We start from the raw sequence: 10,968 nt of genomic DNA, 5'->3' as shown, positions 1-10,968 counted from the left end.
GGCCGCACCGGTGCTGGTGGGCGGCGAGCCCGCCGGCTGGTTCGTCGCCGGGCACGACCAGGTCGGCCGGCTGTTCGGTCCCGACGAGGAGCGTCTCGCTGAGCTGGTCGCCCGCCTCGCCGGGGCCGCGCTGGAGCGACTGCGGATCCAGGCCGAGTCCAAGGGGCAGATCATCGCCGCGCAGGAGGCCGAGCGCTCCCGGGTGGCCCGCGACCTGCACGACGAGATCGGCCAGGCGCTGACCGGCGTGCTGCTCGGGGTCCGCCTGGTCGAGTCCGCCGGCCCCGGCGAACTGCACGCCCGCGCCGACGAGCTCCGTCGGACGGTGACCGCCGCGATCGACTCCGTCCAGCGCCTCGCCTTCGCGCTGCGTCCCGCCGTCCTCGACGATCTCGGCCTGGTCGCCGCCCTGCGCCGCCTGACCGAGCAGGGCCACGATCTCGACGTCGAACTGGAGACTGTCGACCTCGACCCCGTCGACCGCTTCGCCCCCGACGTCGAGACCACCGCGTACCGCATAGTCCAGGAAAGCCTGACCAACGTGCTCCGTCACTCCGGCGCCACCCGCGCCAGCATCGTCGCGGGCCGCAATCAGCACCGGCTGCGCATCGTCGTCGAGGACGACGGGCGCGGGTTTGACCGATCCGCCGCCGGCAACCGGCTCGGCCTGCGCGGCATGCGCGAACGCGCCGAACTTGTCGGCGGCACCCTCCGGGTGGATTCCGAACCCGGCCGCGGCACGTCAGTGATCTTCGAGGTTTCGCTGTGACCGTTTCATTAAGGATGGACGTCGTGCCCGATCGGATCCGCATGGTCGTGTGCGACGACCACACCCTGGTCCGCGAGGGTCTGCGCCGGGTGCTCCTCGAGGACCCCGCGATCGATGTCATCGCCGACGTCGGTACCTCTGCCGACGTCATCGAGGCCTGCCGGCGCCACCGGCCGGACATCGTGCTGCTCGACGTCACGCTGCCCGACGGCAGCGGGATCGCGGCGATCCAGAAGATCACCGAGGTCTCCCCGGACAGCCGGATCCTGATGCTGACCATGCACGAGGACGTGGCCTACCTGCGCGAGGCCTTCGCCGAGGGCGCGATGGGCTATGTGCTCAAGGCCGCCGCCGACGTCGAACTGCTGCACGCCGTGCACGAGGTGCGCCGCGGCGTCCGCTACGTCCACCCCACCCTGGGCGCCGCGCTGCTGGAGCCACCGCCGGTCCAGGCGGGGGAGGGCGCCCTGGTCTCCAACCTCTCCGAGCGGGAGAAGGAGATTCTGCGCTACCTCTCGCTGGGCTACACGAACCCCGAGATGGCGGAGATGCTCTCGCTGTCGGTGCGCACCGTGGAGACCTACCGCTGGCGACTGCAGCAGAAGGTCGGCCTGCGCTCCCGCGCCGAGCTCGTCCGCCTGGCCCGAGAGGCCGGCCTCGTCCAGTAGCTCCATCTCCTGCCGCGCGCCGCAGAGGACGCGACTCTGGCTGCGTGGCGGGGCTATCCGACGCCGCCGATAGCCCGCCGAGGCATCCAGAGTGAGGCGTTCAGGGGCTCGCGTGCGGCTCGTGGACGTCTGCGGAGCAGTTGTCGGTGGTCGGCGTCAAGTGCGCGTGCTCAGTTCCCGGCGCTCTAGCGGCCAGATGCTATCATTGATAGCATTGATAGCAAAACGGAGGAGCCATGGCGGCGATTACGGTTCGTGGGCTCGACGACAACGTGAAGGAGCGGCTGCGCCTTCGAGCCGCACGCAACGGAAACTCCATGGAGGCCGAGGCCCGGCTGATCCTCGAGGCGGCCGTCGCGAGCGAGGCGGTCATGGGCTTTGGGAGCCGGATCCACGCCAGATTCGCCGCGCTCGGGGGAGTGGAGCTCGACATTCCCCCACGTACCGACCAATCGCGCGCGCCGACGTTCGAGTGATCGTCCTCGACACCAATGTGCTCTCGGAGCTGATCCGCCCGAACCCGTCGCCCGCCGTGCTGGCATGGTTCGACACCCAGCCGGCTGACCGCCTGGCTACGACCGCGGTCACTGCGGGCGAGATGTTTGCTGGCGTTGAACGGCTGTCGGCTGGGCGGCGGCGGCGCGCGCTCTCCGACGCGGTCACCGTCCTCCTCGGGGCGGATTTCGCGGGGCGCGTCATGCCCTTCGATTTCGCCGCGACTGGCGACTACGCCGCAGTGATGGCGACCCGGCAGAAAGCGGGCCGACCGATGAGCGTTCTGGACGCGCAGATTGCAGCGATCTGCCGTGATCGCGGCGCTCGGTTGGCTACGCGCAACACCTCGGACTTCGAGGGCACGGGCGTGGAGCTGATCAACCCCTGGGACGCCTGACCGCGACTCTGGCCGCGTTTTCCGGCCTATCGCGAGGCGTTCATACCCCGCACACGCGACCAGAGTGCGGGCCCCGCCTGCGGGTAGCGTCGCCCCAATGGGCATCAAGTTCGATGACAACTCCGTCGACGCCTCGGGCGTTCGGGACCGACGCGGGCGCGGCGGCGCCGCCGCGATCGGCGGCGGCGGGGTGGGCATCGTCGGCCTGGTGATCTACGTCCTGATCAGCGTCCTCGGCGGCGGGAGCGGGGTCGACCCGTCGCTGTTGTTCCCGTCCGACGGCAGCGTGCAGAGCCAGGCCGACGACTCGGGCGACCTGGCCACCCGGTGCAACACCGAGGGCGCGATCGAGCGCGACGACGACTGCTACCTGGTCAAGGTCTACAACGAGATCAACGAGGTCTGGACGGCCGACTTCACTGGCCAGGGCGAAACCTACGAGCGGCCGGCGCTCACCTTCTTCGAGAGTGCGGTCAGCACCGGCGGGTGCGGCCGGGCGTCCTCGCAGGTCGGCCCGTTCTACTGCCCGGGCGACCGGTCGATCTACATCGACATCGGCTTCCTGGCCCAGTTGCAGCAGGAGTTCGGCGCCGCGGGCCGGTACGCGCAGGCCTACATCCTGGCCCACGAGGCCGGGCATCACCTGCAGACGCTGCTCGGCACCGAGCAAGAGATGCGGGACGCACAGCGCTCGTCGAAGAAGGACGCGAACGCGCTCTCGGTCGCCTTCGAGTTGCAGGCCGACTGCTACGCCGGCGTCTGGAGCCGACTGGCCGACGACGCCGGCAACGTCTCCGTCGGTGAGGCCGAGGTGAAGCAGGCCCAGGCCGCCGCGGCTGCCGTCGGCGATGACCGGATCCAGGAGAAGTCCACCGGCCGGGTCGACCCCGAGTCCTGGACCCACGGCAGTGCCGCCCAGCGCGAGAAGTGGTTCACCACCGGCCGCAGCAGCGGCGACCTGGACGCCTGCAACACCTTCGCCTGACTGATCGTCACCTGGCGGTGCGGGATGCCGCTGCGGGCAACTGCACCGTGACGCGGAGGCCGCCGCCGGGGCGAGGGGTGAGGGTCAGGGTTCCGTCGTGCGCCTGGGCGATGCTCGCGACGATGGCCAGGCCAAGGCCGACACCGGCGTGGTCGGTGCGGATGCGTTCGCTGCCGCGCTGGAACGGCTCGACGAACGTGGCCACCAGCTGCGGGGTCAGCGTCGCACCGGTGTTCTCGACGGTGAGCTCCACCGTGCCGGCGTGGACGCTGGTCGTGACCCACACGGTGCCCTGCTCGGGCAGGTTGTGGACGACCGCGTTGTGGACCAGGTTCGTCGTCAGCTGCTGCAGGAGCGCGGGTGAGCCGGTGGTGGGGGCCTTGGCGCCGGTGGTCTCGATGGTGATGCCGCTCTTCTCGGCGAGCGGGAGCAGCGTTTCCATTGCTTGTTCCGCGGTCAGCGACAGGTCGACGGGCTCCCGGGTGAAGGACCGTCGGTCGGTCCGGCTGAGTAGGAGCAACGCTTCCGTGAGGTCGATCGCCCGGGTGTTCATGGCATGCAGGCGCTCGACGAGTTCTCCGGTGTCGTGGTGCGGGTCCTTGCGGGCCACCTCGAGGAGGGTCTGCGCGATCGCCAGCGGGGTGCGTAGTTCGTGGGAGGCGTTGGCGGCGAACCGCTGCTGTTCGGCGACGTGGGCTTCGAGCCGCGCGAGCATGCTGTCGAAGGCGTCCGCGAGTTCGCGGAACTCGTCGTTGCCCCGTCGAGGCGTGGTCGGGTGGCATCGCCTCGGCCATCTTGATCGGCGCGTTGGCCGGCCTGATGCCGGCCGTTCGCGCCTCGCGGATGCCGCCGACGGTGGCGCTGCGCTCGGTCTGATGACGCGACTCTGGCTGCGTGGCGGGGCTATCAGGAGCTGGTGATAGCCCGCACACGCAGCCAGAGTGCGGGTGTTCAGGCGCCCGGGAAGGCCGTCTCGAAGGACTTCTCGAAGTCCGCCGACGCCGGGCCGCTGTAGCCGCAGGTGCCGAGGACGCCGTCGGTGGCGCTGATCAGGTACCGGTCGCCCTGGACGAAGGCGACACCGTCAAGAGCGACGTTGTCCCCGCCCGGCGGAATCGCGATGGTGACCGCGTCGGCCTTCGGTGTGCCCTTGAACCAGCGGTCGACGTCGAGGGTGACCTTCTCGCTGTCGACCGACGTCACGGTGCCGCCGAAGGCGACCGCTGCGGTGCGCAGCTGGTTGACGTCGAACATTATGCACATCGACATCATCGGGTCGGCGCCGCTGCCCTTGAGGGCCAGCACCTGCTTCGGGTCCTGTGCCACGACGTTCTTGTTGCTGTCGCCCCCGCTGGTGCCCACGGCCACGGTGGTGCCGATGGCGATGGCCGCGACGGCGGCTGCGGCGGCCAGCCAGGTCTTGCCCTTGCGGCTGCGGATCGGGGTGACGGTCTCGGTGATCTCGGTGCCCTGCGACATGATCTGCTCCAGTTGATGGCGAGCCCGCGGACTGGTGGGTGACTCGACAGGGACCCGAGCGGACATCGGGTCGAGGGCGGAGAGCATCGCGCGCAGCTCAAGGTCCTCCTCAGAGGTCCCCCCGAGTTCCCCCTCGGAGCTGTACTCGTCGCTCATCCGCCATCCCCCCTCTCCTGTCGATCACCTAGATGTCCGCCACCGCTGCCGTTCTTTCGCGGTGCCATCAACTCTTTCAACTTCCCGATCGCGCGGTGCAGGCGGATGCTCGCGGCGTTGGGGGTGATGCCCAGAACTGTCGCGATCTCCCGCGGGGCGAGCTGCTCCCAGGCCCAGAGTCGGAGCAGGTCCCGGTCGTTGTCCGGAAGTTGGGCCATCGCCTCGTCGAGCGCGTAGTGCTCGGCGTCCAGCTGCGGTCCGCCGCCTGGCTCTTGGGCCAGCCGCTCGACCAGCCGCTCGTGCCGGGCGTTCCCGCGCACGTTGTTGGCCAGACACCCGCGGGCGACGCCGTAGGACCAGGCCGCCGGGGCCTCGGCGGGGATCTCGTCGACCCGTCGCCAGAGCACGAGCAGCACGTCGCCGAGCACGTCCTCGGCGTCGCCGGGTCGGTGCGCCGGCGCAGGAAGCGCTGCAGCGGGGCGTAGACCTGCTCGACGAGGCGCTCGAAGTCAGCGCGTCGCTGGGCGTCCTGCACAGGGCTCACGCCAGAAGAATGTCCGGGCGCGCGCGGATTCTTTCGTCGCGCCACGCCCCACGTCCAGAACTTCCGCGGGACGTCGTCCCGTGCGGGCGCGTGTCGGCCCGCAGGGAGGCTGACATGCGCCCCTGCGGGACGACGTCCCGCGGAGGGCGCGCCTCAGAGGATGGGTCAGGCGCGCCGGCGCTTGAGCAGGAACAGCAGCACCGCGACGACGGCGGCCACGGGGACCAGGCGCTTGAGCACCGGGGTGCCGGCGGTGCCCAGCAGGTCGATCGCCTCCGGCTCGGCCCGGGGCGGGATGGCCCGCGGGGTGCCGTGCCCGTTGGCCGCAGCCTGCGGGGCGGAGGCGGTGATCGGCGTGGTTCCGGCGGCGGTCTCGGCCGGCGCGGTGATCTTCGCCGAGAGGCAGTCCACGAACTGGCCCAGGAGCTTGTTGCTGACGTCCACCATCACGCCGCGGGCGAACTGGGCGGGCTTGCCGGTGATGGCCAGGTCGGTGGTGACCGCGACCGAGGTCGAGTCGCCCTTGTCGGTCAACACCGCCGTAATGGTCGCGTTCGCCGTGCCGGACCCGCGGGTCTCCTTGCCAGCGGCCTTGACCACCAGTCGGCGCGCGGCCTCGTCCACCTCGAGGAAGGTCGCGGTCCCGGAGTAGGTCACCGAGATCGGGCCGAGCTTGACCTTGACCCGCCCGTCGACCTGGACCTGCCCACCGGCCTCGGCGCTGCGCACCTCGTCGACGACGGCGCCCGGCATGCAGGGCGCGATGCCCTCGACGTCGTTGAGGATCTCCCAGGCGCGCTCGACCGGGACGGGGACGGTGAATTCGTGCTGCAGCTCCATAGCGACACCCTTTCACGGTGCTAAAACACCGGGACGTCCGACCAGGCGAGCGCTATAGGACACTCGCGGTCGGACGTCCCGGGTGGTTCAGGAGCCCGGGTGGTTCAGGAGAGCCCGGCCGCCTTGGCGACCGCGCGGCCGGTGAGGACGCGGGCCAGCTCGGCCCGGTAGTCCGCCTGCGCGTTGAGGTCGCTGGTCGGGCTCGTGCCTTCGGCCGCCGCTTGCGAAGCGGCTTTGATGGCCTCCGCCGAGGCCGCAGCACCGGTCAGCGCGGACTCCACCGCAGCGGCCCGCAGGTGCGTGGGCGCCATGTTGGTCAGGGCCACCCGCGCCTCGGCGATGCTGCCGTTCTCGCGCCGTACCGCCGCGGCCACGGCCACGATCGACCACGACTGCGCGACCCGGGTGAACTTCTCGTAGTGCGTGCCCCAACCGGCGCCGAGCTTCGGCAGCCGGATCGAGACCAGCACCTCGTCCTCGGCCAGTGTGGTGGTCAGGTAGTCGAGGAAGAAGTCCGCCGCCGCCACCTCACGGGTCCCGGCAGGACCGGCGATGGTCATCGTGGCGTTGTGCACCAGAGCCACACCGGGCAGGTCGCCCGCCGGGTCCGCGTGCGCGATCGCGCCGCCGAAGGTGCCGCGGTGGCGCACCTGCGGGTCGGCTACGGTCGCGGTCGCCTGCGCCAGCAGCGGCGCATGCGTGCGCACCAGGTCCGAGGTCGTGACGTCGTGGTGCGTGGTCCCCGCGCCGATGACGATCGCGTCGCCGTCCTCGCGGATGCCATTCATCTCCGCTACCCCGGAGACGTCGACGATGAGTTCCGGCGTCGCCAGACGCAGCCGCAGGATCGGGATCAGGCTCTGCCCGCCGCCGAGGATCTTCGCGTCCTCGGAGGTCTGCAGAGCAGCCACTGCATCCGCGGCGGAGTTGACCCGCACGTAGTCGAAGCCCGCCGGGATCACTGGGCACCACCCTTCGCCACAGACCCGGACTGGCTCTGCCCGCCCTGGATGGCCCGCCACACCCGCTCCGGCGTGCACGGCATGCGCACGTCGTTCACGCCGTAGGGCCGCAGCGCGTCGACGATGGCGTTCACCACCGCCGGGGTGGAGGCGATGCAGCCGGCCTCGCCGACCCCCTTGGCCCCGATCGGGTTGTCCGTCGACGGCGTCTCGGTCCGGTCCGTCAAAAATGACGGCACGTCAGCTGCGGACGGCAGCAGGTAGTCCACCAGGGTGCCGGTGATCAGGTTGCCGGCCTCGTCGTAGACGGCCTCCTCGAACAGGGCCTGCGCGATGCCCTGCACCAGACCGCCGTGGATCTGACCCTCGACGATCATCGGGTTGACCACGGTGCCGACGTCGTCGACGCACGCGTACCGATAGATCGACGTGAACCCGGTCTCGGTGTCGATCTCCACGCAGCACAGGTGCGTGCCGTGGGGGTAGGACAGGTTGATCGGGTCGAAGGTGTAGGCCGAGTTCAGCGACGGCTCCATCCCGTCCGGGATGTTGTGCGCCAACTGCGCTGCGGCGGCCACCTCGACGAAGGCCATCTGCGGGCCGGGGGAGCCCTTGACCGTGAAGACGCCGGCGGCGAACTCGAGGTCGTCCGGGTTCGCCTCCAACGTGTGCGCCGCGATCCGCTTGGCCTTCTCGATCACCTTGTCGCAGGCCTTCACGATCGCTGAGCCACCGACGACCAGGGACCGCGAGCCGTAGGTGTCCATGCCCTGCGGGCCGGTCGCGGTGTCGCCGGCGAGCAGTTCGACGTCCTCGAACGGCACGCCGAGCTTGTCCGAGACCAGCTGCGACCACGCGGTCCAGTGGCCCTGCCCGTGGGGGGTGGAGCCGGAGACGACCTGGATCTTGCCGGTCAGCGTCACCCGGATCTCCGCGCGCTCCCAACCACCGGCACCGACGCCGAGCTGGCCCATCACGCGCGAGGGCGCGAGGCCGCACGCCTCGGTGAACGTCGAGACGCCGATGCCGAGCTGCATGCGGTCACCGCGCTCGCGGCGCGCCTTCTGCTCGGCCTTGAGCTCGTCGTAGCCGAACAGTTCGACGGCCCGCTCGGTGGCGGCCTCGTAGTTGCCGGAGTCGTAGATGGAGCCCGAGATCGTCGTGTACGGGAACTCGTGGTGCTCGATCCAGTTCTTCTTGCGCACCTCGATCGGGTCCATGCCCAGCTCGGCCGCGAGCTCGTCCATCATCCGCTCGATGGCGAAGGTGGCCTCGGGCCGGCCGGCGCCGCGGTAGGCATCCGTCGGGGTCATGGTGGTGAAGACCGTCCGGCAGTTGAACTGGTAGGCGTCCATCTTGTAGATGGCGTTGAACATCGCAGCGCCGAACATCGGGACGCCGGCGGTGAACAGGCGCAGGCCCGCGCCGAGGTCGGCGATCAGGTCGACCTTGAGCCCGAGCAACTTGCCCTCACGGGTGGCGGCGAGCTCGATGTCCTGGATCTGCGCGCGGCCGTGGTGCATCTGCAGGAAGTTCTCCGAGCGCGTCTCGGTCCACTTCACCGGCCGGCCCAGGCGCTTGGCCAGGTGCACGCCGATGATCTCCTCGGCCAGGCAGTTGATCTTGCCGCCGAAGCCGCCGCCGACGTCCGGGGCGACCACGCGCAGTTTGTGCTCCGGGTGCCCGGTGAGCATCGCCAGCAGCAGGCGCAGCACGTGCGGGATCTGCGTCGAGGCGTAGACGGTGAGGTCGTCGATGGTCGGGACGACGAGCACCGCCCGCGGCTCCATCGGCGTCGGCAGCAGGCGCTGCTGCAGGAACCGGCGGGTGATGACGACGCCGCCGTCGGCCTCGGCCTGGGCCTTCGCGGCCGCATAGGCTTCGCCCGGAGACTCGATGTAGAAGCAGGTGTTGGTGCCGATCGAGGAGTGAACCAGGGGCGAGTCGTCTCCGATCGCGGCCTCCAGGTCGATGACCGCGGGCAGCGGGTCGTAGTCGACCTCGATGGCCTCGAGCGCGTCGGTGGCCTGGTAGCGGGTCTCCGCCACGACGACGGCGATCGGCTCGCCGGCGTAGCGCACCTCGTCGGTGGCGAGCGGGGTCATCACCGGCTTCTTCATGTCCGGGTGCACGGTCCACGCGTCAGGGATGACGGCCTGGGCCGCACCGAAGTCCTCCGCGCTGTACACCGCGACCACACCGGGATACGACTTGGCGGCCTCGGTGTTGACCCGGATCTTGGCGTGCGCCATCGGGCTGCGCAGGTACGCGGCGTAGAGCATGCCCGGCGCGGAGAGGTTGTCGACCCAGCGCGTCTGACCGGTGATCAGATGCGCGTCCTCCTTGCGTCGCAGCGGCTGGCCGAACGCGGTCTCGTACTCCTTGTCGGTGACGGTCACGAGGAAACCCCCGTCCCGGACATGGACGCCGCTGCGGTCTGCACCGCACGCACGATGTTGTGGTACCCCGTGCACCGGCACAGGTTGCCTTCGATGCCCTCGCGGATCTCGGCCTCGCTCGGGTTGGGGTTCTCCTTGAGCAGGTCGCAGGCGGCCATGATCATGCCGGGCGTGCAGTATCCGCACTGCAGGCCGTGGCACTCCCGGAACGCCTCCTGCATCGGGTGCAGGTCGGTCTCGACGGTGCCGGCCAGGCCCTCGATGGTGAGGACGTCGCCTCCATCGGCCTGCACGGCCAGCATCGAGCAGCTCTTGATCGACTGGCCGTTGAACGAGACCGTGCAGGCCCCACAGTTCGAGGTGTCGCAGCCGATGGGCGTCCCGACCTTGCCGACCACATCGCGCAGGTAATGGACGAGCAGCAAGCGGGGTTCGACGTCGTGGGACTCGGATCGTCCGTCGACGGTGACGTTGATCGATACCAAGGTCTCTTCTCCAACCGGGCGGTGTGGGAGGACGGGCTCATGGAGTTGTCGCAGCAGCCTCAGCGGAGGCGTCGCTGATACCGCCACCCTAGGCACCGGAGCTTGGCGCCAACCAGAGGCCCAGGGGCCACGTCGACCTCAGGCGACGGAGGCGTGTCCCCGGGCGCCCAGTCCTTGTCGTAGCGCGCCGGATCGCAGGTCCTCGGACAGCAGCCGCGCCAGATCGTCGAAAGCCGCGACCGAGTGACCTGCCACCAGCCCGTCGATGAACGGCAACGCGGCCTGCATGCCGGCGGCCGTCGGCGCGAAGCCGTCCTTGCCCACGTGCGGGTTCACCCACACCACGGCCCGGGCCAATCGGTGCAAGCGTTGCATCTGCGTCGCCAGGAGCTCGACCTCGCCGCGCTCCCAGCCGTCGCTGGCGATCACGACGACGGCGCCGCGGGCCATCCCGCGCTGGCCCCAGCGGTCGAGGAACGCCTTCACCAGGTCGCCGAGCCGGGTGCCGCCGGACCAGTCCGGGACGGCTGCCGACACCGCGCGCAACGCGGCGTCGGGGTCGCGGACGGAGAGGGCGCGGGTGATTCGGGTCAGCCGCGTCCCGATCGTGAAGGCTTCGACCTGCGGGCGCTTACGACTCATTGTGTGGGCAAATCGGAGGTAGGCCTCGGCGTAGGGCTCCATCGACCCGGAGACATCGAGCAGCAGCACGATCCGCCGCGGGCGGTCCTTGCGGCGCCGGCGGGGGAGTTCGGCCGGCTCGCCGCCGCGGCGCAGCATGGCCCGCAC

Annotated in this window: 12 protein-coding genes and 1 pseudogene; 5 read left to right on the top strand and 8 right to left on the bottom strand. The window is 70.3% G+C overall.

Features of this window, described 5'->3' with window-relative positions; genetic code table 11:
- The 5 genes from H0X00_RS16725 to H0X00_RS16705 form a co-directional block, all read left to right on the top strand.
- Positions 1-769 (top strand): GAF domain-containing sensor histidine kinase (locus H0X00_RS16725; RefSeq protein ID WP_293773016.1); only part of this gene is annotated, 769 nt, incomplete at its 5' end.
- A 23-nt stretch (positions 770-792) separates the two neighbouring features.
- Positions 793-1,437 (top strand): response regulator transcription factor, encoded by a 645-nt coding sequence (locus H0X00_RS16720; protein ID WP_293773013.1) that lies wholly within the window; start codon positions 793-795, stop codon positions 1,435-1,437.
- A 236-nt stretch (positions 1,438-1,673) separates the two neighbouring features.
- The gene (locus tag H0X00_RS16715) at positions 1,674-1,913 is read left to right on the top strand and encodes a hypothetical protein (RefSeq protein ID WP_293773011.1); all 240 of its coding nucleotides are present in this window, start codon (positions 1,674-1,676) and stop codon (positions 1,911-1,913) included.
- Positions 1,910-2,329 carry a type II toxin-antitoxin system VapC family toxin gene (locus H0X00_RS16710; RefSeq protein WP_293773008.1) on the top strand — a complete coding sequence of 140 codons (420 nt, stop codon included), beginning with the start codon at positions 1,910-1,912 and terminating at the stop codon, positions 2,327-2,329. The genes H0X00_RS16715 and H0X00_RS16710 overlap by 4 nt, the downstream gene beginning before the upstream one ends.
- A 97-nt stretch (positions 2,330-2,426) precedes the next feature.
- Positions 2,427-3,314, top strand: coding sequence for a neutral zinc metallopeptidase (locus H0X00_RS16705; RefSeq protein WP_293773005.1), 888 nt, complete (start codon positions 2,427-2,429; stop codon positions 3,312-3,314).
- A 7-nt stretch (positions 3,315-3,321) separates the two neighbouring features.
- Here the strand turns inward: H0X00_RS16705 and H0X00_RS16700 are convergent.
- From H0X00_RS16700 to H0X00_RS16665, 8 genes and pseudogenes are all read right to left on the bottom strand, one after another.
- Positions 3,322-4,065 (bottom strand): annotated as a pseudogene (locus tag H0X00_RS16700) (sensor histidine kinase); the annotation flags it as partial.
- A gap of 200 nt (positions 4,066-4,265) precedes the next feature.
- A complete protein-coding gene (locus H0X00_RS16695; RefSeq protein ID WP_293772999.1) occupies positions 4,266-4,949 on the bottom strand; it encodes a hypothetical protein in 684 nt (227 codons plus the stop codon).
- A complete protein-coding gene (locus tag H0X00_RS16690) occupies positions 4,946-5,377 on the bottom strand; it encodes a sigma-70 family RNA polymerase sigma factor (protein ID WP_367186668.1) in 432 nt (143 codons plus the stop codon). Before H0X00_RS16690 ends, H0X00_RS16695 begins: the two co-directional genes overlap by 4 nt.
- A 281-nt stretch (positions 5,378-5,658) precedes the next feature.
- Positions 5,659-6,333: an SRPBCC family protein gene (locus H0X00_RS16685; protein ID WP_293772997.1), complete on the bottom strand. Its 675-nt coding sequence runs from the start codon at positions 6,331-6,333 to the stop codon at positions 5,659-5,661.
- A 104-nt stretch (positions 6,334-6,437) separates the two neighbouring features.
- Positions 6,438-7,295, bottom strand: a complete 858-nt coding sequence (locus H0X00_RS16680; RefSeq protein WP_293772995.1) for a xanthine dehydrogenase family protein subunit M — start codon at positions 7,293-7,295, stop codon at positions 6,438-6,440.
- Positions 7,292-9,694, bottom strand: coding sequence for a xanthine dehydrogenase family protein molybdopterin-binding subunit (locus H0X00_RS16675; RefSeq protein WP_293772993.1), 2,403 nt, complete (start codon positions 9,692-9,694; stop codon positions 7,292-7,294). Before H0X00_RS16675 ends, H0X00_RS16680 begins: the two co-directional genes overlap by 4 nt.
- Positions 9,691-10,179 (bottom strand): (2Fe-2S)-binding protein, encoded by a 489-nt coding sequence (locus H0X00_RS16670; protein ID WP_293772990.1) that lies wholly within the window; start codon positions 10,177-10,179, stop codon positions 9,691-9,693. The genes H0X00_RS16675 and H0X00_RS16670 overlap by 4 nt, the downstream gene beginning before the upstream one ends.
- A 138-nt stretch (positions 10,180-10,317) precedes the next feature.
- Positions 10,318-10,968: VWA domain-containing protein (locus tag H0X00_RS16665; protein ID WP_293772987.1), on the bottom strand; the 651-nt coding region annotated here is incomplete at its 5' end.

Origin of the sequence: Sporichthya sp. (assembly GCF_013815995.1) — a bacterium.
GTDB lineage: Bacteria > Actinomycetota > Actinomycetes > Sporichthyales > Sporichthyaceae > Sporichthya.
This window is presented reverse-complemented; position numbering and strand designations above follow the sequence as displayed.